The organism is Sandaracinus amylolyticus (assembly GCF_000737325.1).
In the GTDB taxonomy this organism is placed as follows: domain Bacteria; phylum Myxococcota_A; class Polyangia; order Polyangiales; family Sandaracinaceae; genus Sandaracinus; species Sandaracinus amylolyticus.
In genome coordinates, this window is sequence record NZ_CP011125.1 from 7105146 (window position 1) to 7127745 (window position 22600).

At 72.4% G+C, this 22600-nt stretch carries 20 protein-coding genes; 6 read left to right on the top strand and 14 right to left on the bottom strand.

Translation table 11 applies throughout. The annotated features are described in order from the left end of the window. Positions 1-59: 59 nt before the first annotated feature. Positions 60-1019 (top strand): prolyl aminopeptidase, encoded by a 960-nt coding sequence (gene pip / locus DB32_RS30145; RefSeq protein WP_053236105.1) that lies wholly within the window; start codon positions 60-62, stop codon positions 1017-1019. Between the two features lie 3 nt (positions 1020-1022). Here pip and DB32_RS30150 read toward each other — a convergent pair whose 3' ends face one another. After that, positions 1023-1961 carry an MBL fold metallo-hydrolase gene (locus DB32_RS30150; protein ID WP_053236106.1) on the bottom strand — a complete coding sequence of 313 codons (939 nt, stop codon included), beginning with the start codon at positions 1959-1961 and terminating at the stop codon, positions 1023-1025. Between the two features lie 39 nt (positions 1962-2000). On the opposite strand from DB32_RS30150, the gene DB32_RS30155 reads away from it, so the two are divergent. Continuing rightward, positions 2001-2501, top strand: a complete 501-nt coding sequence (locus DB32_RS30155) for a hypothetical protein (protein WP_053236107.1) — start codon at positions 2001-2003, stop codon at positions 2499-2501. Between the two features lie 90 nt (positions 2502-2591). Here DB32_RS30155 and DB32_RS30160 read toward each other — a convergent pair whose 3' ends face one another. Both DB32_RS30160 and DB32_RS30165 read right to left on the bottom strand, forming a co-directional pair. Further along, complete coding sequence (locus DB32_RS30160) at positions 2592-3662, bottom strand: fatty acid desaturase family protein (RefSeq protein WP_053236108.1); 1071 nt, start codon at positions 3660-3662, stop codon at positions 2592-2594. Between the two features lie 132 nt (positions 3663-3794). Then, positions 3795-6188 (bottom strand): serine/threonine-protein kinase, encoded by a 2394-nt coding sequence (locus DB32_RS30165; RefSeq protein WP_157069561.1) that lies wholly within the window; start codon positions 6186-6188, stop codon positions 3795-3797. Between the two features lie 125 nt (positions 6189-6313). Here DB32_RS30165 and DB32_RS30170 point away from each other — a divergent pair, with 125 nt between their 5' ends. After that, positions 6314-6556, top strand: a complete 243-nt coding sequence (locus DB32_RS30170) for a hypothetical protein (RefSeq protein WP_053236110.1) — start codon at positions 6314-6316, stop codon at positions 6554-6556. Here DB32_RS30170 and DB32_RS30175 read toward each other — a convergent pair. The 4 genes from DB32_RS30175 to DB32_RS30190 form a co-directional block, all read right to left on the bottom strand. Continuing rightward, the gene (locus tag DB32_RS30175) at positions 6543-7346 is read right to left on the bottom strand and encodes an alpha/beta fold hydrolase (RefSeq protein ID WP_053236111.1); all 804 of its coding nucleotides are present in this window, start codon (positions 7344-7346) and stop codon (positions 6543-6545) included. The genes DB32_RS30170 and DB32_RS30175 overlap by 14 nt on opposite strands. A gap of 33 nt (positions 7347-7379) precedes the next feature. After that, positions 7380-8948 carry a putative metal-binding motif-containing protein gene (locus DB32_RS30180; protein ID WP_157069562.1) on the bottom strand — a complete coding sequence of 523 codons (1569 nt, stop codon included), beginning with the start codon at positions 8946-8948 and terminating at the stop codon, positions 7380-7382. Further along, on the bottom strand, positions 8945-10540 hold the full coding sequence (locus DB32_RS30185) for a putative metal-binding motif-containing protein (protein WP_083457940.1): 1596 nt from the start codon (positions 10538-10540) through the stop codon (positions 8945-8947). The genes DB32_RS30180 and DB32_RS30185 overlap by 4 nt, the downstream gene beginning before the upstream one ends. 69 nt (positions 10541-10609) lie before the next feature. Then, positions 10610-12700 (bottom strand): M3 family metallopeptidase, encoded by a 2091-nt coding sequence (locus tag DB32_RS30190; protein ID WP_053236114.1) that lies wholly within the window; start codon positions 12698-12700, stop codon positions 10610-10612. 57 nt (positions 12701-12757) lie between these two features. Between DB32_RS30190 and DB32_RS30195 the strand changes: the two genes are divergently transcribed. Next, positions 12758-13387: a hypothetical protein gene (locus DB32_RS30195; protein WP_053236115.1), complete on the top strand. Its 630-nt coding sequence runs from the start codon at positions 12758-12760 to the stop codon at positions 13385-13387. On the opposite strand, the gene DB32_RS30200 is transcribed toward DB32_RS30195, so the two are convergent. The 3 genes from DB32_RS30200 to hemC form a co-directional block, all read right to left on the bottom strand. Next, entirely contained in the window at positions 13371-14702 is a 1332-nt protein-coding gene (locus DB32_RS30200; RefSeq protein WP_053236116.1) for a hypothetical protein, read from the bottom strand. The two genes, DB32_RS30195 and DB32_RS30200, sit on opposite strands and share 17 nt — an antisense overlap. Positions 14703-14725: 23 nt before the next feature. Beyond that, the gene (locus DB32_RS30205) at positions 14726-16306 is read right to left on the bottom strand and encodes a hypothetical protein (RefSeq protein ID WP_053236117.1); all 1581 of its coding nucleotides are present in this window, start codon (positions 16304-16306) and stop codon (positions 14726-14728) included. Between the two features lie 138 nt (positions 16307-16444). Further along, complete coding sequence (gene hemC / locus DB32_RS30210) at positions 16445-17431, bottom strand: hydroxymethylbilane synthase (RefSeq protein ID WP_053236118.1); 987 nt, start codon at positions 17429-17431, stop codon at positions 16445-16447. A gap of 64 nt (positions 17432-17495) precedes the next feature. Between hemC and DB32_RS30215 the strand changes: the two genes are divergently transcribed. Continuing rightward, complete coding sequence (locus tag DB32_RS30215) at positions 17496-18206, top strand: SIMPL domain-containing protein (protein WP_169791608.1); 711 nt, start codon at positions 17496-17498, stop codon at positions 18204-18206. Between the two features lie 4 nt (positions 18207-18210). On the opposite strand, the gene DB32_RS30220 is transcribed toward DB32_RS30215, so the two are convergent. The 4 genes from DB32_RS30220 to DB32_RS30235 form a co-directional block, all read right to left on the bottom strand. Then, positions 18211-18849 (bottom strand): hypothetical protein, encoded by a 639-nt coding sequence (locus DB32_RS30220; RefSeq protein ID WP_157069564.1) that lies wholly within the window; start codon positions 18847-18849, stop codon positions 18211-18213. Between the two features lie 103 nt (positions 18850-18952). Next, the gene (hemA, locus tag DB32_RS30225) at positions 18953-20299 is read right to left on the bottom strand and encodes a glutamyl-tRNA reductase (RefSeq protein ID WP_053236121.1); all 1347 of its coding nucleotides are present in this window, start codon (positions 20297-20299) and stop codon (positions 18953-18955) included. Next, positions 20299-21105 (bottom strand): cytochrome C assembly family protein, encoded by an 807-nt coding sequence (locus DB32_RS30230; RefSeq protein WP_157069565.1) that lies wholly within the window; start codon positions 21103-21105, stop codon positions 20299-20301. The genes hemA and DB32_RS30230 overlap by 1 nt, the downstream gene beginning before the upstream one ends. Before the next feature lie 64 nt (positions 21106-21169). Then, positions 21170-21610: a hypothetical protein gene (locus DB32_RS30235; protein WP_053236123.1), complete on the bottom strand. Its 441-nt coding sequence runs from the start codon at positions 21608-21610 to the stop codon at positions 21170-21172. 78 nt (positions 21611-21688) lie between these two features. On the opposite strand from DB32_RS30235, the gene DB32_RS30240 reads away from it, so the two are divergent. Further along, positions 21689-22543, top strand: coding sequence for a tetratricopeptide repeat protein (locus DB32_RS30240; protein WP_053236124.1), 855 nt, complete (start codon positions 21689-21691; stop codon positions 22541-22543). The last annotated feature ends 57 nt before the right edge of the window (positions 22544-22600 follow it).

The window sequence follows — 22600 nt, forward strand, 5'->3', positions numbered from 1 at the left end:
GATCGTAGCGGGCGTCCTCGCGCTTGTGTCCGCGCGATCGGTCCGTCAGGCTCGCGCCGATGAGTGAGAGCCGTCGTACGTCGTACCCGCCGATCGAGCCGCACGCGCAGGGTGTGCTCGACGTGGGCTCCGGGCATCGCGTGTACTGGGAGGAGTCGGGCAACCCCAAGGGAAAGCCGGTCGTGTTCCTGCACGGCGGGCCGGGTGGAGGCACCGATCCGAAGCAGCGACGCTTCTTCGATCCCGAGCGCTATCGCATCGTTCTCTTCGATCAGCGCGGATGTGGTCGGAGCACGCCGCACGCGTCGCTCGTCGACAACACGACGTGGCACCTCGTGTCGGACATCGAGCGGCTGCGCGAGCACCTCGGCGTCGAGCGGTGGCAGGTGTTCGGCGGGAGCTGGGGCTCGACGCTCGCGCTCGCGTACGCACAGAAGCACCCGGAGCGCGTGACCGAGCTGGTGCTGCGCGGGATCTTCCTGCTGCGCCGCGCGGAGCTGCTCTGGTTCTACCAGCACGGCACGAGCGAGATGTTCCCCGACGCGTGGCAGCACTTCCTCGCGCCGATCCCGGAGAGCGAGCGCGGCGACCTGATGGGCGCGTACCACAAGCGCCTCACGAGCGACGATGCGCACGTGCGCCAGGAAGCGGCGCGCGCGTGGAGCGTGTGGGAGGCGCGGACGAGCTTCTTGCTCGCGCGCGAGGATCACGTGGCGCGCGCGGCGGCCGACGCGTTCAGCCTCGCGTTCGCGCGCATCGAGTGCCACTACTTCGTGAACGACGGCTTCCTCGCGCGCGAGGATCAGCTGCTCGCGGACGTCGATCGCATCCGCCACATCCCCGCAGTGATCGTGCACGGCCGCTACGACGTGGTGTGCCCGGCGCGCAACGCGTGGGACCTGCACCAGCGCTGGCCCGAGGCGGAGCTGAAGATCGTCGAGGACGCGGGTCACTCGGCGTACGAGCCGGGCATCATGCACGAGCTCGTGACGGCGACGGATCGCTTCGCGGGGAAGTGACGATCAAGCGCGGGCCTTGCGCACGACGTGCGCGAGGCCCTGCGCGTTGAGCGCGAGATCGAACGGAAGCAGCTTGCGGTCGTCCTCGTCCGCGACGAGGCCGCGGCGCGCGAGCGCTTGTTCCATCGCGGCCTCGAGCGCGGCGAGGATCGCGGGCTCGAGCGCGCCGTCGTCGAGCGTCGCGCTCTCGCGCATCGCGCGCTCGGAGACGTCGATCCACCAGCGCAGCTGATCCGCGATCTCCTCGATGCGGTCGACCTCGCCGAAGTGCGTCGGGCACACCGTGCGCGTGCCGAGCGCGACGATGCGATCGATGCTCTCGCGCGCTGCGGCGGCGTCGAACTCGGTGGGGCTCGTCGACGGGAACGCGAAGCGACCGGCGCGCTGCAGGTGCGGGTACACGAGGCCGAACGTGTCGCCCGTGTAGACGGTGTCGCGGGCAGGGTCGTGCACGACGAAGTGGTGGTTCGCGTGACCGCGCGTGTGCAGCACGCGCAGCGTGGCAGCGTCGCCCGAGCGGCCGAGCTCGAACGTCGCCCCGTCGTCGAGCGCGCGCACCCGCGGCGCGTCGATGGGCTCGATGGTGCCGTAGAGCTTCGCGAACGTGTCTGCGCCGTAGACCTGCGTCGCGCTCGCGACGAGCTTCGCCGGATCGATCAGGTGCTTCGCGGCGCGCGGGTGCGCGAGCACGGTCGCGTTCGGGCACAGCTTCGCGAGCGCCGACGTGCCGCCCGCGTGATCGAGGTGCACGTGCGTGACCACGATCCAGCGCACCTGCTCCGCAGCGAGCCCCTCACGCGCGAGCGCGTCCATCAGCTTCGGCGCGGCGTGCGCGGTGTTCGTCTCGACGAACGCGGCCTCGTCACCCTGCACGCGCAGGTACGCGCACGCGAGGCCGGGCATGACGTAGTCGCAGTCGACGGTGACGAGGCGCGGATTCATGGCGCGCAACTTACCGCTGCGGGACGATGATCACCACGGATGGAGCCCAGCTCGCGCAACATGGCGATGGGGCGGATCACCGGCCTCCCCGGCGGGCGGGAGCTCGTCGTCGCCATGCACACCACGCTGCCGCCCTCCGAAGAGGAGTGGAACGCGTGGGTCGCGCTGCTCGAGGAGCGCTCACGCGCCGTCGACTGGGACCTCGAGCGCATCGGGAACCTCGCGATCACCGACGGGGGCGCGCCCGACATGACGCAGCGCGCGCCGGTGAACGCGCTGATCGCGCAGGGACGCACGTACCCGAACGTCGCGCTCGTCACGGTGTCGACGGTCGTGCGCACGGTCGCGCGCGCGTTCACGCTGTTCAACCCGCGCTTCGCGGTGTTCGTGCCGGGCCACATCGGCGACGCGCTCGCGTGGCTCGGCGTCGAGCCCGGCAACGAGGGCGCGATCCTCGACGCGCTCGTCGACATCGAGCGCGACACGCTCGGCCCGGGCAGGGTCGCGACGCTCGGCGCGATCCGCCGCGCGCTCCGGTGATCTGAGCGGGAGTGCTCGCCTGCGCCGGGCCCGCACGGAGCGGGCGGAGCACGCGGACGGAAGGGTCCGGAGCGGGCGAGCCGATGTTCGTCAGGCCGGGACGGCCGCGAGCACTTCGGGGCGCGACACGTCGAAGCGCTGCACGCGCGACTTGAGCAGCGCGATGATCTCCTCGTCGCTGCGCGGCTGCTCCGCGAGATCGACGAAGTGCTTCGCGAGCACGTCGTAGCGCTTGAGCATCAGGAAGAACCACACCTGGAAGAAGTCGATCCCCTGGAAGATGATCGCGCCGTTCGCCGCGTACTTCGCGCGGTTCGCGAGCAGCTCGCCGGGGTGCTCGGTCCAGTGGCGGTTCGCCACGAGGTGATGCGAGATGTGGTAGCCGTCGTTGAACGCGCGCTGGTTGTAGCGGACGTTGATGCAGGTGATCGACGACTTGTAGCTGTTGCCCGGATCGTTCTGATCGATGAACGCGTGCTGGCCCCAGTTGCCGCACATCATCAGGAAGCGGCAGAGCAGGAACGGCACGACGAAGATCGTGAGCGTCGGACCGGGCGCGAGCGCGAGCCCGAGCGCGACCAGCGCGTAGAACGAGAGCTCACCGGCGATCATCCACGCGAAGAGGCGCGGGCGCTTCTTGCCGAGCTGGTACGCGGCCAGCTTGAAGATCGACAGGAAGAAGAAGTCGCTCCAGTAGCGGAGGAAGTCGACCAGCGAGTCGCGCTGGTACTTCATCGTCGACGACAGGTCGCGCGGGAGGTTGCCCTCCGCGTGATGCATCGTGATGTGGTGGATGTAGTAGGTCTCCGGGGTCTCGCCGCAGAACGGACCGAGCACCCACGGGATGTAGAACTTCGCCCAGCCATGCTCGCGCTTGAACAGCGGCTTGTGGCTGGTGTTGTGCAGCATGAGGATGTAGCGATCGAAGAACGCGCCGAAGAGCACGGCCCAGTAGAGCGGCGCCATCCACCAGCGGAACACGCCCGGCCAGTAGAGGACGATCGCGAGCGGGATCAGCACGAACGTCATCTGCAGCGAGAGCCACACGAAGGGCAGGTCTCGCTCGTCGCGGATGAAGCGCAGCGCGAGCTTCTCGAGAGCGTTCCGCTGCGCCTTGGGCGTGAACGTGGGATCGGTGAGCTCGAGCGTTCGGACGGCCATTCTCGTTCTTCCCGTTCGCGCTGCGTCTCTGGAAACGCAGCGCGCGGCGGAGGATGCCGGACGACGCTGGATCGGGCAAACGCGCACTCCCCTGCGCACGTCACGCGATGACGACGCTCACCGCGTAACGGACTACGCGGCCCAGATCTGCTCGCAGCGCGCGCGCACCTTGCGGCGCAGCTCGGCAAATTCCGGCTGGGCTCGCGCCTGCTCGATCAGGGGGCAGCGATCCATCCATTCGAGGTCGACGAGCACGCTCTCCGCGCCGCCGCGTACGTGCTCCATCATGCTCGGCACGTCGCCGAGGCGTCCGTACGCCTCGGCGCAGAGCTGGTGCACGAGCGAGCGGAAGCGGTCGCTCACCTTGCCGTCGAGCACGGTGCGCAGCGCCGCGAGGCCACCCTGCACCTCGCGCTCGCCGAGCATCACGCGCGCGTAGAGCTTCATGAACGGCGCGGACGGGATGTCGAGATCCTCGAGCAGCACGATGCCGCGGCGGATGCGCGCCTCGTCGCGGCGGAACGCGCCCACGCGCACGAGCTGCTGCGCGAGGAAGGGCTGCTTCGTCGGATCGTCGGACCACTTCTCGGCGATCGCGTCGAACACGACGAGGTCGCCGTACTGCCCGTTCCACCGCATCTTCTCGAGCGACGCGAAGAGCAGGTTGGGATCGAGCTGCAGCGCGAGGTCGATGCGCTGCAGGCCTTCCTTCGCGCGTCCCGCCTCGACCTGGAGCATGCCGAGGAACTGGTGCGCCTCGGGCAGCGTGGGCGCGATCGAGAGCGCGGTGCGCACCGCGCCGACCGCCTCGCGGTAGCGGCCGTGCTGCGATGCGATCTGGGCGCGCGCGTAGTGCGTCTCCGCGAGGTCGGGCGCGTGCTCGACCGCGCGCTCGATCGCACGCGCGGCCTCGGCGCCCCAGTCGCGCGTGGAGCTCGGGCTCGGGAGGAACCACGCGCGCACGCACGCCGTCGCGTAGCTCGCGTAGGCCGGTGCGAAGTCGGGCGCGAGCTCGATCACGCGCTCGAGCGCCTCCGCGGTCTCGACCGGGCTCACCGCGTTCGCGGTGCGCAGCCGATGACGCGCCCGCACGTAGAGCTCGAGCGCCTCGGGCGAGATCGCGCCCGCCGCGCCGACTCCGTGCAGCGAGAGGCGCAGCGACTCCGCGATGCGCTGCGCGACCTGCTCCTGGATGGCGAAGAGATCCTCGACCTCGCTGTCGAAGCGCTCGCTCCACTGCTGCACGCCGGTCGCGACGTCGAGCAAGCGCACCGTCACGCGCAGCCGAGGGCCCGCGACCTGCACGGTGCCGTCGATCACGTAGTCGACCGAGAGCGATCGCCCGATGTCGCGCGCGTCGCGCGAGCCGTCGAGGTGCTGCACCGCACCGCGACCGAGCACGCGCAGCCCGCGCGTGCGCGAGAGCACGTCGATCAGCTCGTCGCCGATGCCCGGCGCGAGCCAGTCCTGATCGCTCGGTCCGCGGTACGCGAACGGCACGACCGCGAGCGCGCGATCACCACGGAGCAGCGGAGCGACCGGGGAGCGGTTCGCGGTGGGCGTGGCGGTCGGCGACGCGATCGACACGTTGGAGAGGCTGACGATCGCGCCGGTGCCCGCGACCTCGACGAGCGCGCGCGCGAGGCTCGCCGCGTCGGGATGACGGCGCGACGGATCGCGCTCGAGGCAGCGCATCACGATGTCCGCGAGCGCATCGGGCAGACCGACGAGCGAGCGCGGATCGGGCGCGGGCTGCTGCAGGCGCTTCACCGCGGCCGCGATCGGCGTGTCCGCCGCGAACGCGGCCTCGCCCGTGAGCAGCTCGAAGAGCACGAGGCCGAGCGCGTAGAGGTCCGCGCGCGCGTCCACGGTGCGCCCCGCGATCTGCTCGGGCGCCATGTAGAGCGGCGTGCCGACGATGCCGCCGGTGCGCTGCGCGGCGTCGGCGTCGAGCGCGCGCGCGATGCCGAAGTCGGTCACGACGACGCGCGACGTACGCGCCTCGATCAGCACGTTGTCGGGCTTGAGATCGCGATGCACCACGCCGGCCGCGTGCGCGGCCGCGAGCCCGTCCGCGATCTGCGCCGCGATGCGCGCCGCGCGATCGTGCGCGAGGCGGCGCTCCTTCTCGAGCAGGCGCGAGAGGCTCGGCCCCTCGATGAGCTCCATCGTGAGGAAGTGGACGCCGCCCTGGCTCCCGAGGTCGTGGGTGCGCGCGACGTGCGGGCTCGTGATGCGGCGCGCGAGGCGCACCTCGCGGCGGAAGCGCTCGATCGCGCGGTCCGAGCCGTCGTGCAGCGAGAGCGTCTTCAGCGCGACGGTCTCGCCGACCATCTGGTCGCGCACGCGCCACACCGAGCCCATGCCGCCGCGGCCCAGCAGGCCCTCGACGAGGTAACGACCCGCGAAGAGCTGACCCGGCACGAGATCCGCGCTCGCGGCGACGTGCTGCTTCTCGCGCGGCCCCGACTCGTCGTCGACCAACGACGCGTCGAGCGTCGCGTCGCGATCGTCGCGCTCACCCACGCCGGCCACTCTACCAGAGCCCCCCACGCCGATCGTGTGTGAGTCGCAGCCCGGCGAGCGTCGAGCCCGGGCGCGAGAGGTTCACGAAACTTCGCACCCGCGCGTCGTCGGTGGTACGAAAAGGTGTGCTGCGCCGCTTGATCAGCGCCGCGCTCTCGCTCGTCGGGCTCGCGGTGGTCGCGTACGTGTGGTTCTTCGTGCCGCTCGGGCAGCGCACGCTGCACGAGCACGCGTTGCGCATCGCCGCGACCGAGCCCGCGCAGGAGCTGGGCTCGGAGGCGCGCGACGCGACCGAGCGCGTGGTCGAGCACGTCGAGGACGAGTGGCGCAGCCGCTACGGCGCGGACGCCGGCGTCACGCCGCGCTGAAGAACCCGGAGACGAGCGACGCGACCTCCGCGGGGCGCTCGGTCGTGAAGTCGTGCCCCGCGCCCGGCAGCACCTCGAGGCGCGCGCGCGGGATCGTGCGCGCGATGCGATGGCTGTTCATCGGCGGGATCAGACGATCACGATCGCCGGTGACGACGAGCGTGGGCGCGCGCACGCGGTGAAGGTGCGCGCTCGTGTCGTGCATCCCTGCCGCGAGGAGCTGACCAGCGAGCGCCAGGCGGTTGCGCGGCTCGCTCTCCGCGATCGCGATCCACTCGTCGACGATCTGCGGGCGGCGCGCGAGCGCGTCGGGATCGATCGCCCACTGCATCGTGACGCGGATCTGATCGGCGACGGTGACGTTCGCCGTGCGCAGGAAGCCGAGGATCGCGTCGGGCGGCGTGCGATGCGCGCCGGGGCCGCCCATCGTCGTCGCGCCGAGCACCAGCCGCTCGACGCGCCCGGGATGTCGCAGCACGAGCTGCTGCGCGATCATCCCGCCGAGCGAGAGGCCGAACACGTTCGCACGATGAACGCCGCTCGCCGCGAGCACGGCCGCCGCGTCGTCGGCCATGTCGGCGGTGGTGAAGCCCGGGCCGGGCGCGTCGCTGCGCCCGACGCCGCGGTTGTCGAGGACCAGCACGCGGAAGTGCGGCTCGAGCAGCGGGCGCACGTCGTACCAGTAGCGGCTCGAGCGCGAGAGCCCGCGGATGAGCAGCAGCGCCGGTCCCGCCTCGTTGCCGGTGAGCTCGTAGTAGAGGCGCACCCCGCCTCGGATCGCGAACGGCATCGCGCGCGACGTTGTCTCGTATTGGCACGCGCGTCAACGACAGGCGTAGCGCTCGCAGTTGCTCCCGATGCCCGGCGTGCAGCCGCCCGCATCGCGGCACTCGCCGTCGTAGAACGCGCAGTCCTGCCACGGCACGTACTGCCCGCACGACCACTCGTTGCCCGAGTACGAGCGACCGTACACGCAGCCGTCGCCGGCGGCGTTCGTGATGCAACCGGCGTTGTTGCGCCCGGCCTCGGTCACGCCGTCGCAGTCGAAGTCGAAGCCGCCGACGCCGGTCCGCGGCTCGCCGAACGCGCCGGTCTGCCCGGGGAACGCGCGCGCGTCGAGGTCGTCGCAGTCCGTGGTGGTCACGCTCGAGGGCGCGCGCGACGTGGTGCCCTCGGGGCACGCAGGACCGCAGCGCGACATCGCGAACGCGCTCGGAGGTGCGAAGCCGTCGCCGTCGGCGTCGGCGTAGCACTGCACGGTCGTGCCCTCGTCGACGTCGCCGTCGCAGTCGTCGTCCTCGCCGTCGCAGGTCTCGGGCGCGGGGCCGACCTCGCCGACGCACGCGCCCCACGCGCCGCTCGCGCACGACTGCACGCCGCGCACGCACACGCCCTCGTCGCTGCCGCACGCGCGGAAGGTGACGTCGCACGTGCAGCCGTCGTCGGGCGCGCCGTCGCAGCTCTCGTCGAGCTCGTTGCCGCAGATCTCGGCGCGCGGACGGACGCCGCACGCGCCCCAGATCCCGTCGACGCAGGTTTGGTTGCTCGCGGCGCACGCGCCGGGGAGCGGGCAGGTGCGCGAAGCGCCGTCCTCGCAGCCGCAGCCCGCGGGCGGGTCGTTCGGCGTGCCGCTGCAGTCGTCGTCGACGTCGTCGTCGTCGCACGCGTCGTAGGCGCCCGGGTGGATCGAGCCCTCGGCGTCGTCGCAGTCGTCGGCGCTGCGCGCGAAGCCGGTCGGCGCGGTGCACGCGCGACGCGTCTCCGCGCCCTCTCGCGCGTCGCCGTGACCATCGCGATCGGCGTCGACGACGAACGTGATCGTGACCGTCTCGTCGACGAGCGCGTCGCAGTCCTGATCGCGCTCGTCGCAGACCTCGACCGCGTCGGGGCGCACCGCGGCGCGACCGTCGTCGCAGTCGTCGCCGCACGTCGCGCCGTTGCAGCACGTCGCGTCGAAGAAGCCGTCCTCGTCGGCGTCGCGCTCGCCGAACGTCGTCGGGTCGCAGTCCTCGTCGCGATCGTCGAGATCGCACACCTCGCTCGCGCCCGGGAACGCCTCGGGATCGGCGTCGTCGCAGTCGTCTCCGCCGCACTCGATCGCGCGCGATCCGTCCTCGTCGGCGTCGCGCGTCGCGAGGCAGTCGGTGGCGCACGACTCGCTCGCTTCGTCGCACACCTGCAGCGCGCTGCACGGCGCGCGGCCGGACACGCAGCCTCGCGCGTCCGCGGACTCGTGATCGGGATCGCAGCGCTCGGCGCCGTTGCAGAACGCGCCGTCGTCGCACGCGTCGTCGCTCGTGCAGGCCTGGAACGCGTCGGTGCCGCCGTCGAGCACGGGCGAGGGATCGCCGCACGCGACGAGCACCAGCGCGAGCAGGAGCGTCCGCCTCATCGGCACGCCACGCGGTTCGAGTCGCCGCAATTCTCGGCCGGGCCGCACACGAAGGCCTGCTCGCAGCGCGTTCCGCTCGAGCCCGCGCTCATCGGCGCGCACACGCGGAACGTGGTCGCCGAGCCGCACGGCCCGGGCGCGTCGATGCCCTCGTCGGCGACGCACCGCCCGGTCCCGTCGTCGGCGCACGAGCTCAGGATGAACGACGTGATCGTCGCCGCGCCGTTGCAGTCGAAGTCGAAGCTGCCGCCCGGGCGCGGCGTCCCGAAGCCGCTCGTCTGACCGGGGAACGCGCGCCCGTCGCCGGGGTCGCAGTCGCGCTGCGCGACGTTCGCGGGATCGCGCGAGGTCGTGCCCGCGGGGCACGACGTGCGGCACATCGCGGTGACGGCCGCGGTCAGCGTCGCGTAGCCGTCGCCGTCGCCGTCGTCCCAGCAGCGGAAGAACACGCCCTCGTCGACCGTGCCGTCGCAGTCGTCGTCGACGTCGTTGCAGGTCTCGGGCGTCGGATCGATCGCGTCGAAGCACGCGCTCCAGGCGCCGTCGTTCGCGCAGACCTGCACGCCGCGCTCGCACGCGCCGACGTCGCTGCCGCAGAAGCGCACCGGCTCGTCGCACGTGCAGCCGTCGTCCGCGGCTCCGTCGCAGTCCTCGTCGAGCCCGTTGCCGCAGACCTCGTCGGTCGCGATCACCGCGCACTCGGGCCACGTGCCCGCGACGCACGTCTGCGTGCTCGCGCCGCACGCGCCGGGGAGCGGACAGGTGCGCGACGAGCCGTTCGCGCACGCGCAGCCACCCGGCGGATCGTCCGCGGTGCCGCTGCAGTCGTCGTCGACCGTGCCGTCGCAGCGATCGTATGCGCCCGGGTGCACGCTCCCGATCGCGTCGTCGCAGTCGTCCGCGACCTCCGCGTACCCGGCGGGCGGGGCGCACGCGAGCACGCTCTCGCTCGAGCCCTCGGCGCCGTGGCCGTCGCGATCCGCGTCGACGACGTAACGAACGAGCACGGTCTCGTCGGTGTCGCCGTCGCAGTCGTCGTCGCGCTCGTTGCAGGCCTCGACCTGTCCCGGGTACGTCGCGTCGTCCTCGTCGTCGCAGTCGTCGCCGCAGCGATCGCCGTTGCAGCACGCGTCGTCGACGTGATCATCGCCGTCGTCGTCGCGATCGCCGAACGTCGTGGGATCGCAGTCCTCGTCGCGCCCGTCGGGGTCGCAGACCTCGGTCGCGTCGGGGCGCACGTCGGCGCGCGTGTCGTCGCAGTCCTCGCCGCCGCAGTCGATCGCGTCGGCGCCGTCGCCGTCGGCGTCGGTCGCGACGGCGCAGTCCTGGCGACAGCGATCGGCCTCCTCGTCGCAGACCTGATCGTCCTGGCACGCGGCGCGATCGGTCGCGCACCCGCGCGCGTCGGCGCCCGGAGCGCGCGGCAGGCAGAGCTCCTCACCGTTGCAGAACGCACCGTCGTCGCACTGCTCGTCGCTCGTGCACACGGACGGCGCGTCGGTCGCCGCGTCGACCGTTGGATCGTCGGGATCCCCGCACGCGCCGAGCACCAGGAACGACGCGGCGATCACACCCAGAGCTCGCGCTGCCATCGAGTCGCGAGGCTACCAGAGTGCGATCGCCGCGCGGCGACCGCTCGAGACTGTCGAATCGGCGACCGCTCAGCTGGCGTCGGGCATCTCACCCGGCGCGGTCGGGGGGAGCAGCCCATTGCGCTCGAGCAGCGCGTTCAGATCGGGCTCGCGCCCCATGAAGTCGACGAAGAGCTTCATCGGCTCGTCCGCGTCGCCGCGCGAGAGCAGCTTGTCGCGGAATTCCGCGCCGACGCGCTCGCTGAACAGCCCCTCGCGCTGGAAGCGCGAGAACGCGTCCGCGTCCAGCACCTCGGCCCACTTGTACGAGTAGTAGCCGGCGGCGTACCCGACCGGGTGCGCGAACAGGTGCGAGAAGCCCGTGATCATCGCGTACCCGCTCGGCAGCGGCGTCGTCGCGAAGCGCTCCATCACGCGCCGCGCGTACTCGATGACGTCGCCGTCCTTCTTCGGGTCGTACTCGCGGTGCAGCGTCAGATCGACGGTCGCGAACCCGAGCTGGCGCATCTGCGCGGTCGCGGCGCGGTAGGTGCGCGCGCGCTGCATCTTCTCGAACAGCTCGCCGGGGATCGTGCTGTCCTTCTCGACGTGGCGCGCGAACAAGTCGAGCGCTTCACGCTCCCACGTCCAGTTCTCCATGATCTGCGAGGGCAGCTCGACGAAGTCCCACGCGACGTGGGTGCCCGCGAGACTGCGCACCGGCACGCGCGAGAGCAGGTGGTGCAGCAGGTGCCCGAACTCGTGGAACAGCGTCTCCACCTCGTCGTGCGTCAGCAGCGCGGGCTTGCCGTTCACCGGCGGGCTCGCGTTCGCGCAGAAGAGGCCGAGGTGCGGCGAGAACCCTCCCCCGTCGATCGGACCGCCCGTGATCAGACCGGCCATCCACGCGCCGCCGCGCTTGCTCTCGCGCGGATAGAGGTCGACGTAGAACGCGCCGATCTGCTCGCCGCGCTTCGGATCACGCACCAGGAACGTGCGCACCGACGGATCCCACGTCGGCGCGTTCTCCCACGGCTCGACCACGATGCCGTAGAGACGGCGCGCGATGTCGAACACGCCCTGCAGCGCGCGTTCCGCGGGGAAGTACGGGCGCAGCGCCTCCTCGTCGAAGTCGTAGAGCGCGAGGCGCTGCTTCTCCGACCAGTAGCCGACGTCCCACGGCTGCATCGGGCCGGCCTTGCCGCCCTGCGCCTTCTTGCGGAACGCCTCGAGATCCTGCTTCTCGCGCTCGAACGCGTCGCGGGTGCGCGACTCGAGCTTCGTCACGAACTGCGCGGCGTCGGACCCGGTCTTCGCCATGCGATCGCAGAGCACGAGGTCCGCGAAGTCGTCGCGCCCGAGCAGCTTCGCCTTCGCCTTGCGCAGCTCGAGGATGCGCAGGAGGTGCGGGCGGTTGTCGAACTGCTCGCCGCTCGCGCGCGTGTTGTACGCCCACCAGATCTTCTCGCGGATCTCGGCGTCGTCGAGGTACGTGAGGACCGCCATCACGCTCGGCGCCTGGAGCGTGAAGCGCCAGCCCTCGATGCCCTTCTGCTGCGCGCTCGCGCGCGCCGCTTCGCGCGCGCTCTCGGGCAGGCCGGCGAGCTTCTTCTCGTCGGTGACGACGAGCTCGAACGCGTTCGTGGCGTCCAGCAGGTTCTGCGAGAACTTCGTGGTCAGCGTCGAGAGCTCGACGTCGATCGCCTCGAGCTGCTTCTTGCCGTCCGCGTCGAGGTCCGCGCCCGCGCGGCGGAACTCGTCGATCGTCTTCGCGAGGTGGCGCGCGCGGATCGGATCGAGGCTCTTCGCGTCGTCGGTGTCGGCGTACGCGCGGAGCACCTCCCAGAGCTTCGGGTCGAGCGGGATCGACGTGTAGAACGCGCTGACCTCGGGCTTCACGTCGTTGTACGCCTCGCGCAGGGCCGGCGTGGTCGCGACGGACTCGAGGTGCGACACGACGCCCATCGCGCGCGAGAGGGACTCCGTCGCATCGTCCAGGGCGCCCAGGGTGCTCGCATAGGTCCGCGGCGCGGTGCGCTCGCCGATCTCGTGGATCGCAGCGCGCGCGCGAGCGAGCAGCGTCGTGATCGCGGGCCGCACGTGCTCGGGCCGGATGCGGTCGAAGGGGATGCGGATCGAGTCGAGCTCGAGCAGCGGATTGTCGTTCGCGGCCTGGGTCATGGCTGGTTGGGGTGATATCCATAGGACCCCAGCCGTGGCAACGGGAGGACCCCTCGAATGGAGCGCGCGCTCGGGCCGCTCGATCTCCGCACGAACCGCGCGACGCTGATCGGCGCCGAGCCGGGCGCGCTGCTCGCGGGGGCGACGATCCTCCTCGCGCTGCACGAGCGCGGTGTGCCGATGCATCTCGCGATCGCGTGCGACGATCCCCTCGCCGCGCCGCTCGCGAAGGCGCTCGCGGACCGGGGGCTGCCGAGTGAGATCACGCGCGCCGACACGCTCGACGGAGCGATCGTGATCGGCGGCGCACGTCTGCTCGACGACGCGCGCGCGGCGAGTGCGGCGCGGATCGCGCTGGTCGGTCTCGGCGCGGAGGCGTGCGAAGGGATCGATCCCGCGCGCACCCACGCCCGGCTCGCAGCGCTGCTCGCGGAGGGCGCGCTGGTCGATCGCACCCCGCTCTTCCCGCTCGACGCGCTGTGCCGCACCTGGCTCGAGCTCGTCGAGGACGTGCACCACGCGCTCGGGCCCGCCGCGCAGCGGCCGATCGTCGACGCGATCCGGGCGGCGCTGTTCGGTCGCTGTGGCTCCATCGCGGTGAACCTCGCCGCGCGCGAGCGCCCTGCGCAGGTGTCGCTCGAGACCGCGACGATCGTGTGGATCGATCCGTCTAGAGCGCGCCGCTGAGCGAGACCATCGCGCCGCCGTCGATCGGCGTCACGCGCACGCCTTCGAGCGCGGCGATGCGATACGCGTGCTCGTGGTCGCCGCCGAGCACCTCCGTCAGCAGGAACGCGAGCGCGAGGCCGCCGACCGAGGTGCCCACGCCGACCATGCCGAAGAGCGAAGGCTCGCCCTGCGCGATCAGCGCGACGATGCCCGCGACGAGCGTCCCGCTCGCGAAGCCCAGCGTGAGGAGCCAGCCGCGCGCGGCGTCGGCACGAACACCCGCGCCCGCGACGAGCGCGGCGACGACGACGCCGGCGCCGAGCCCACCGGCGCCCAGCGCGAACGCGGTCGGTCCGTCGGTGCTCGCGGCGTTCGCGACCAGGAGGCCGAGCGCCGTTCCCCAGAGCCCAGCGGTCTCGACGAAGCGCACGTGCTGGACCGAGGGCGACAGCCCGAGCCCGATCGTTGCGCCGACGAGCACTCCGGCGAGCCCGCCCGCGAGCGGCACGAACGCGCGCTCCGCCATGCCGCGCCGATCCGAGGAGATCGGCGCGAGCTCGGGATCGAGCGCGCCCCAGAGCAGGAAGCCGAGCGACATGCCGTAGCGGATCGAGACCGCGAGCGTCGACGCGACGCCGCGGCGGAGCCCGTCGTCCGAGTCGATCCCGACGACGCCGAGCGCGAGCAGCGACGCGCCTCCGAGCACGCTGAGCGCGTACCAGCCGTCGTCATCGAGCGAGAGCGCGTAGGGGACCCAGAACCCCGCGTATCCACCCAGGATTCCGGCGCTCACGTAGAGATCGACGAGCTCGCCGTCGCTTCGGCGCGCGGGATCGGGCGGCGGGCGCGGCGCGGCGGACGGAGCGAGCACGACGCGCGTCGCGGGCGGCTCGAGGCGTCGCCGGAGGATGCTCCGCAGCGCGGTCGCGCGACGCGCGAGCTCGCTCTCGGGATCGACGTTCGCGAGCACGTGCTCGACGCGCCGCAGCGCGAGCTCGTCGCGCGCGCCCTCCGCGGCGGCGACGAGCGGCGCGAGCACCACGTCGCGCATCAGCGCGTGGATCGTCGGTCCATCGCCGACCTCTCTGCGGGCGGCCGCGATCACGACCGACGCGCGCGCCTCGAGCCACGAGCCCACCGGGACCCGCTCGCGTGCCCACTCGGCGCGCGCCCATCCGAGGAGCGCGCGCCCTCGCGCGACGTCGACCTCCGCTGCCTCGACCAAGGGCGCGAGCACGTCGTCGATCACGACGTGCGACGCGTAGGCGTCGGGCGCTGGCGGTGGCGCCTGCGCCTCCACCGCGGGCGCGACGAGCACGGTGAGCGCGAGCACCGTGCTCCACGATCCACGCGCGATCAGAACTGACCGCTCAGCGTGAAGACGCCGCCGCCCTCGGTCGGTCCCGCGCCGATGCGCAGGTCGCGCATCGGATCGAACGCGACGCGCTGCTGCTCGCGACGCTCGCGATCGCGCTCGCGGATCCGCTCGTCCATTCCGTCGGTGAGGATGAACGCGGTGACGAGCCCCGCGATCGACGTGACCGCCGCGACCGCGCCGAAGATGCGGTAATCGAAGTCGCCGGTGCCCGCCGCCGCGAGCGCGGGGACGATCGTGCCCGCGCCCGCGCCGATCGCGAAGCCGAGCGTCATGAGCCAGCCACGGCGCGCCGACACGTCCACGCCCGCGCCCGCCATGATCGACGTCGTGAGCAAGCCGACGCCGAGGCCCGTCGCGGTGATGCCGAAGCCCTGCGACGAGTCCTGCGCCGCCGCGATCGCGCAGAGCAGACCGAGGCCGGTGCCCCAGATCCCGCTGGTCTCGACGAAGCGCACGTCGTCGGTCGAGGGCGACGTGCCGTAGCCGATCACCGCGCCGAGCAGCCCGCCGCCGAGCCCGAACGCCATCGGCAGCGCGGTGCGCTCCGCCCAGCCGCCGCGGTTCTCCGGGCCCTCGCAGAACGTGCAGGTCGGATCGGGCGAGGGCAGGCGCGTCGACGAGAGGACCGGATCGAGCGCGCCCCACATCAGGAAGCCCATCCCGAGCCCGTAGCGGAGGCCCATGCTGATCGACGGGCCCACGCCGGTGCGCAGGCCGTCGCCCGAGTCGAGCCCGGCGACGAGCAGCGCCATCACGCCGCCACCGGCGAGCATCGAGAGCGAGTACCCGAGGTTCTCGGGCGAGCCGCCGCTCGACGAGTCGTTCCCCTCGAGCCCGGCCGCGAACGGGATCCAGAAGCCGAGGTACACGCCGTACGCGGCGGCGGTGATGTAGAGCTCGATCGCCTCGGCGTCGCCGCGCCGCGTGGGGTCGACCGGCTCCTCCGGCCGCGCGTTCGCGAGCTCGGGATCGGTCGCGGGCGCGATCGGCGCGTAGCCCCCGTACGGCGCGACCACCGCGGGCTGACCGGCCGGCGCGGTCGGCACCGTGACCGCCGGCGCGCTCGCGCCCTGCACGATCAGCTGCGACGCGGCGGCGCGCAGCGCCTGCGCACGCCGCGCGAGCTCACCGGCCGCAGGCACGCGCGCGAGCGCGAAGTCGAGGCGCGCGATCGCGAGCGCGTGCGAGCCGCGCTGGGTGTCCTGCTCGGCCTGCACGACCAGCGGCTCGACGAGCACCTCCGGCGACGTCGGCTCGACCGCGGTGGCTCCCAGCGCCTGCTGCGCGACCAGGCGCACGCCCTCCGCGCGCACCCGCAGGGTCGACGACGCGGGGAGCGTCTCGAGGACCACCTGGGCGCGCGCCCAGGCGAGCCCAGGGCGCCCCTGGGCGGCGTCCGTCTCGGCGGCCGCGAGCAGCGGCAGCACGACGTCGTCGAGGGCGACCGTGAGCGCGTAGGTGCCGGGCGGCGCAGGCGCTGGATCCTGCGCGGCGGCGACGGAGGCCGAGAGCGAGAGCGAGAGCACCAGCGAGAACGAGAGGAACGAACGTGAGGCCATATGCAGCGGCCGCGTTCAGCACCTTCCGTGCCTCGCGTTTTCACGCGCGAAACGCGGCCCGAGCGCCAGCGTGTGCCAAACGCAGCACACTCCGCGTGAAACCGGCACCACGCTCGACGGCTCGGGCGCCGCGCCGGCTCAGTTCGGCTTCGAGTAGAGGTGCACGTACGGATCGCTGGACGCGCGCGCCTCGTCGATCAGCGCGCGCGCGCCCTGCTCGAGCAGCGAGTCCGCGAGCGCGCGCCCCATCTCGCGTGCCTTCGCGATCGCCTGCTCGGTCGCGGTGACGTCGACCCAGTCGTGCATGCCGCCGCGCACCACGTGCGAGCCGTCGATCGCGCCGACCATCGCGTCGATCTGCAGCGAGCCGCCCTCGATGCGCGCGTGCGCGGCGAGCGGCGTGGTGCAGCTGCCGTGCAGCGCGACGAGGAACGCGCGCTCCGCCTCCACCGCGACGCGCGTCGGGCCGTGCTCGAGGGTCGCGAGCAGCGCGCGCGAGCGCGCGTCGTCGGCGCGCCCCTCGATGCCCAGCGCGCCCTGCCCCACCGCGGGGATCGAGTGCTCGACCGAGAGCACCTCGAGCTTGCGATCCTGCGCGAGCCCGAGCCGGCGCAGCCCCGCGTTCGCGAGCACGATCGCGCCGTACTCGCCGTCGTCGAGCTTGCGCAGCCGCGTGCCGACGTTGCCGCGCAGCACCGCGAACGCGACGTCGTTGCGCGCCGCGTGGAGCTGCACCGCGCGCCGCAGCGACGAGGTGCCCACGCGCGTGCCCGCCGCGAGATCGAAGAAGCCCTCGCCGCTCTTCGTGATCACCACGTCGTGCGGATCTTCGCGCTCGGGCACGCAGATCAGCTCCATGCCCGCGGCGAGCTTCTCGGGCACGTCCTTCATCGAGTGGACCGCGATGTCGGCGCGCCCGTCCTCGAGCGCCTGCTCGACCTCGGTCACGAAGAGCCCCTTGCCGCCGACCTTCGCGAGCGGCACGTCGAGCACCCGATCGCCCTGCGTGACGAGCTGCACCTCCTCGATCTCGATCCCGGGCGACGCGGCGCGGATCCGCTCCGCGACCCAGCGCGTCTGCGCGAGCGCGAGGGGCGAGCGACGGGTGGCGATGCGGAGCTTCATCGCGCCGGAATGTGCCTTGATTCGCGCCTTGGATCGAGCGCTCTCGTACCCATGTCGGGCGCCCATGAAACGCCTCATGGGGATCGCGGCGCTGCTCGGGCTCGCCGCGTGTGCGCATCCAGGCGCAGGTGGCACGACGTTGGTGCGCGACGACGTCGGCATCCAGGTCACGGGTCAGGGCGACTCCGAGGCGCGCCCCGACCTCGCGGTCGTGCGCGTGGGCATCGAGTCGCGCCGTCCGAGCGTCGCCGAGGCGCGCGAGTCCGCGGCCCAGGCGACGAGCGCGATGATCGCCGCGCTGCGCGGCGCGGGCATCCCCGAGGATCGCACCCAGACCGCGAGCCTCTCCATCACGCCCGAGTACGAGTACACCGAGCAGGGCCAGCGCCTGCTCGGCTACACGGCGCGCAACCAGCTCGAGGTGCGCATCGCCGAGATCGATCGCGCGGGCGAGGTGATCGACGCGGCGGTCGGCGCGGGCGGCGATCAGGCGCGGCTCGAGAGCGTCACGCTCGAGGTCACCGACCCGAGCGCAGCGCGCGCCGAGGCGCGACGCGAGGCGATGGACGCCGCGCGGCGCGACGCGTCGCAGCTCGCGGAGCTCGCGGGCGTGGAGCTCGGCGCGCCGATCGCGATCGAGGAGACGATCGCCGACGAAGGCCCGCGCCCGTTCGCCGCGCGCATGGAGGCCGCGGATGCGATGACGACGACCCCGGTCCAGCCGGACACGACTCGCATCCGCGTGCACGTCCGCGTTCGCTACGCGGTGCAGTGAGCGATCACTGCGCCGCGGCCGCGGTCTCTTCCGGCTCGTCGCGCTCGGGCGAGAACGCCGGGAGATCCGCGTCGACGATCAGCGGGGTCGCGACCGACTGCGAGAAGCGCAGCGTCTGCTCGAGCCCCTCGGCGCCCGGCGGCATGCCCACCACGACGACCGACACGAGATCGTAGCGGCCGCTCTCGTCGAGCGCGCAGGGCAGCACGTGGTTGATCGCGTAGCCCTGGCCCGGCTGGAGCTCGAGCATCGACGCGGTCACGAGCTCGAGCTCGCCCTCGTCGCAGCCGTGGACCAGCAGGCCGTTCTGGTAGACCGACGCGTGCACCCAGACGCGCTCGAGCGTGATCGGATCGGCGCTCGAGTTGTGCATCTCGAGGCGCACGACGTAGCCGTTGACGTGATCCTCGTCGATCACGCCCACCGGCGACGCCGCGAACGCGCGCAGCGCGACGTCCTCGGCGCGCGCAGGGCGCGTCGCGCCCGGCACCGGCGAGCGCGAGACCGGTTGGGCCCTCGCCTCGCCCCCCGGCGCGTCCGCCTTGCCCGCGCTCGTGCGCGCGGTGTTCGCGCTCCCACTGCCGCACCCGGAGAGCGCGGCCACCAACGCCGCCGCGACGAGCGGCGCAGACCCCTTGCGCATGTTGCTGCCTCCTATGCAGGCGCAAATGGGCCCGTGTACGACACCGCCAAGCGTGGTCGTCCGCCTCGCGACGGTGCGCCACGAGCCGCGGAGATCGCGAGGCTCAGGTACCCGACTTCTTCGCCGCGACGTTCGCGGGGGGCGGCTCGGAAGGCAGCGCCGGGGCGATGCGCGACACGCTCGCGCCCTCGGCGGCGGCCTCCTCGACCGGGAAGAGTCGGCGCACCACGGCGAGCACCTGACCGTCGCCCGCCTCGGCCGCCTTCTTCAGCTCGGTCAGCGGCTGGTGCAGCAGCTTGTTCGTCGCCGCGTCGAGCATCTTCTCGAGCGCGGCGCGATCACGCGCCGCATCGCCGGACAGGCGCGGCATCGTGCGCTCGAGCTCGGCCGCGAGGACCTCGCGCACGTGGCGTCGCATGCCGACGATGATCGGCTTGAGATCGAGCTGCTTGCGCCACTCCTCGAAGGTGCGCGCCTCGACGTCGACGATGCGCTCCGCGGCCTCGGCCTCGCGCTTGCGCGCCGTGAGGTTCTCCTGCGCGACCTTCTGCAGGTCGTCGACGTCGTAGACGAACACGTTCTCCATGTCACCGACACGCGGATCGACGTTGCGCGGCACCGCGATGTCGATGAGGAAGAGCGGGCGGTACTTCCGGGCGCGCACGACCTCCTTCATCAGGTCGGTCGTGACCACGAAGCGATCGCTCGACGTGCTCGCGATCGCGACGTCGGCGAGCGCGAGCTCGCCCGGCAGCTCCGAGAGCGAGCGCGGCTCTCCGTCGCACGCCTTCGCGAGCTCGAGCGCGCGCTCGCGGCTGCGGTTGAGCACGAAGAGCTTCGCGCCCTGCTTGCGCAGGTGCTTCGCCGCGGACTCGCCCATCTTGCCCGCGCCGATCAGCAGCACGCGCTTGCCGCTCAGGTCGCCGAAGATCTTCTTCGCGAGGTCGGTCGCGATCGAGCTGACGCTCACCGAGCCCGACGCGATGCCGGTCTCGGTGCGCACGCGCTTCGCGACCGCGAACGCCTTCGCGAAGCAGCGATCGAGCAGGCCGCCGATCACGCCCGCCTCGGTCGCGGCGGCGTAGGCCTCCTTGAACTGACCGAGGATCTGCGGCTCGCCGACGACCATCGAGTCGAGGCTCGACGCGACGCGGAACGCGTGACGCACCGCCTCCGCGCCGGAGCGCTCGTAGAGGTGCGGATCGAGCGCGCCCTCGGGCATCCGCGCCGCGAGCACCTCGCGCGCGCGGCGCGCGCCCGTCGAGTCCGCCGCGACGCCGTAGACCTCGACGCGGTTGCACGTCGAGATCATCACCGCCTCGGCGAGGTGCGCGCGCTCGGCGAGCTCCTTCACGTGCTTCGGCAGCTCGCCGCTCGGCACCGCGAGCTTCTCGCGCAGCTCGACCGGCGAGCTGCGGTGCGAGAGCCCGATGACGAAGATCTCCGCCATCAGCCCGCCTCGCCGCGCAGCATGTAGCCGACGAGCACGACGCAGGCGCAGAGGAAGCCCATCATCGTGCCGATCGCGGCGCGCCTCCCGCGCCAGCCCACCGCGACGCGCAGCAGCAGCACGCCCGCGAAGAGCAGCCACGCGAGCACGCCGATCGTCTGCGTCGCGCCGATCGTCGGCGCGCTCGGATCGAGGCGGACCGCCCAGAACGTGCCGGTGATCACGCCGCCCGTGAAGAACACGAAGCCGAGCACCACGAGGCGGAACGAGAGCTGATCGAGCACGTCGAGCGGAGGCAGGCGCTGATAGAGCCCGCCGAGGTTCTTGCGGCGGAGCTGGCGCTCCTGGAGCACGTACGCGAGGGCCGCCGCGAACGCGAGCGCGAAGCCGACGAGCCCGAGCACGTTGCTGACCACGTGGAGCGGGAGGATCGCCGAGCGCATCCCCTCGCCCACCACCGCGACGCCGCGCCGGAACCCCGCGCCGAGGAACAGCAGCAGCGTGACCGGCGTGATGAACGCGCCGAGCACGAGCAGGCGCGGCTTGCCGCGCACCGTCGCGAGATACCCGAGCACCACGAGCAGCGACGCGACCGCGAGCGCCTGGTGGATGTCGGCGATCGGCACGTTCCCCGCCGCGAGGAAGTCGACCGCCAGGAACGCGAGGTGCGAGACGACCGCGACCCCGAGGAGCGCGGTGCCGCCGCGCGCCAGCTGCTGTCCGTCGCGCGCGAGGAACGCGAGGTAGAGCGACCCCGCCAGCAGGTAGAGGACGGCGGTGATCGCGAAGAGGATCGTCAGCGTCATCGTCGTTCGCTCGTTCCCGCGGGGAGAGAAGAAGCTGCAGCCGAGATCGGCGAACGTCGAGCGCTCACGTCCCGCGCGACGCGAGGAAGAAGCGGGCGAGCAGGTCGAGCTCACCCTCGCGCGCGGGGTCGCCGGTGATGCTGCGCATCGCGGCGGCGAGCGTGTCGCCGGTGTTCGCGGCGCCCGCGTCCGCGGTCGAGCCGTCGAGGATCGGGTCCCCGACGAAGCCCTCGACGACGTTGTAGGCGTGGTCCCCGAGGATCACCGAGCCCGACGCGTACTCCCCGCCGACGGTCTGGATCTGCTCGAGATCCTTGACCTTTCCGATGAGGTCCGAGGGATCTCCGGCGCCCGTGACCTCTTCGAGGAAGAGCACCGCGGTCTTGAGGTTGAACCGGTTGCCGTCGTTCTTGGTGGTCATCACCTCGCCGTCGACGTCGACGAGCTCCTCGGAGAGCCACTGATCGAGCTTCGACTGCGAGACGAAGAGCCGGTTGAGGCCCATGCGCGCGAAGGTACCACGGAACTCCGGACCGAGCCTCGCGCGTGAAATGCGCCTCTCGGATCTGATAGGGTCCGCCGCATGCTCCGCCTCGGGCTGACGTTCGTCTTCGCTTCGTTCCTGGCGCTCGTGGTGGCGGTCCCAGCGCACGCGCAGGGCGGCAACCCGCTGATCGAGCGCGGCATCGGCGAGTACGACGAGCTGCGCTTCGAGGAGGCGCTCCAGACGCTCTCGGCGGCGCTGGTGCGCCACGGGAACACGCGCGAGCAGCAGGGGCAGATCTACCGCTACCTCGCGCTCACCTACCTCGCGCTCGATCGCGAGGAAGAAGCGGCGGGCGCGTGGCGCTCGATGCTCGCGATCGATCCCGCGCACGAGGCGAGCAGCGACCTGAGCCCGCGCTTCCGCGAATTCTTCGCGCAGGTGCGCCAGCAGTGGGAGTCGGAGGGACGCCCGGGTCGCGCGCCGCCGGCGCCGGTGTCGATCCAGCATCGCTCGCCGCCGCAGGCGAACCGTGGCGAGGCGGTCGAGCTCTCGGCGCAGGTCGACGATCCGGGCGGGCGCGTCGCGCAGCTCGTCCTCGCGTACCGCCAGGGCACGAGCGCGGTGTTCCGGCGCGTCGACACCACGCGCGAGGGCAACGACTACGTCGCGACGATCCCCGCGGACGACGTGAGCCCGCCGCTCGTCGAGTACTACTTCGAGGCCGTGGACGGCGGCGGGCTGCCGATCGCGTCGCGCGGTGACGTCGCGGCGCCGCTGCGCATCGCGGTGCCCGCGCCGGGCGGCGACGTGACGAGCGAGGCGTGGTTCTGGATCGCGATCGGCGGCGGCGCGGCGGTCGTCGCGGGCGCGATCGTGCTCGGCGTCGTGCTCGGCAGCCAGGGTGGCGGGAACAACCCGCAGGGCACCCTGGTGATCACGATCGACGATTGATCGCGGCTCGCCCTCGCGTCATGGAACGGGCCTCGCGCGGCTGACGCGCGGAGGACC

What these genes read in the sequence shown, in the direction of transcription:
- DB32_RS30230 (WP_157069565.1), bottom strand. Translation starts at nt 21,105, where the DNA reads ATGACGCTGACGATCCTCTTCGCGATCACCGCCGTCCTCTACCTGCTG.
- DB32_RS30160 (WP_053236108.1), bottom strand. Translation starts at nt 3,662, where the DNA reads ATGGCCGTCCGAACGCTCGAGCTCACCGATCCCACGTTCACGCCCAAG.
- DB32_RS30185 (WP_083457940.1), bottom strand. Translation starts at nt 10,540, where the DNA reads ATGGCAGCGCGAGCTCTGGGTGTGATCGCCGCGTCGTTCCTGGTGCTC.
- DB32_RS30190 (WP_053236114.1), bottom strand. Translation starts at nt 12,700, where the DNA reads ATGACCCAGGCCGCGAACGACAATCCGCTGCTCGAGCTCGACTCGATC.
- DB32_RS30205 (WP_053236117.1), bottom strand. Translation starts at nt 16,306, where the DNA reads ATGGCCTCACGTTCGTTCCTCTCGTTCTCGCTGGTGCTCTCGCTCTCG.
- hemC (WP_053236118.1), bottom strand. Translation starts at nt 17,431, where the DNA reads ATGAAGCTCCGCATCGCCACCCGTCGCTCGCCCCTCGCGCTCGCGCAG.
- DB32_RS30195 (WP_053236115.1), top strand. Translation starts at nt 12,758, where the DNA reads ATGGAGCGCGCGCTCGGGCCGCTCGATCTCCGCACGAACCGCGCGACG.
- hemA (WP_053236121.1), bottom strand. Translation starts at nt 20,299, where the DNA reads ATGGCGGAGATCTTCGTCATCGGGCTCTCGCACCGCAGCTCGCCGGTC.
- DB32_RS30240 (WP_053236124.1), top strand. Translation starts at nt 21,689, where the DNA reads ATGCTCCGCCTCGGGCTGACGTTCGTCTTCGCTTCGTTCCTGGCGCTC.
- DB32_RS30220 (WP_157069564.1), bottom strand. Translation starts at nt 18,849, where the DNA reads ATGCGCAAGGGGTCTGCGCCGCTCGTCGCGGCGGCGTTGGTGGCCGCG.
- pip (WP_053236105.1), top strand. Translation starts at nt 60, where the DNA reads ATGAGTGAGAGCCGTCGTACGTCGTACCCGCCGATCGAGCCGCACGCG.
- DB32_RS30175 (WP_053236111.1), bottom strand. Translation starts at nt 7,346, where the DNA reads ATGCCGTTCGCGATCCGAGGCGGGGTGCGCCTCTACTACGAGCTCACC.
- DB32_RS30150 (WP_053236106.1), bottom strand. Translation starts at nt 1,961, where the DNA reads ATGAATCCGCGCCTCGTCACCGTCGACTGCGACTACGTCATGCCCGGC.
- DB32_RS30235 (WP_053236123.1), bottom strand. Translation starts at nt 21,610, where the DNA reads ATGGGCCTCAACCGGCTCTTCGTCTCGCAGTCGAAGCTCGATCAGTGG.
- DB32_RS30180 (WP_157069562.1), bottom strand. Translation starts at nt 8,948, where the DNA reads ATGAGGCGGACGCTCCTGCTCGCGCTGGTGCTCGTCGCGTGCGGCGAT.
- DB32_RS30155 (WP_053236107.1), top strand. Translation starts at nt 2,001, where the DNA reads ATGGAGCCCAGCTCGCGCAACATGGCGATGGGGCGGATCACCGGCCTC.
- DB32_RS30215 (WP_169791608.1), top strand. Translation starts at nt 17,496, where the DNA reads ATGAAACGCCTCATGGGGATCGCGGCGCTGCTCGGGCTCGCCGCGTGT.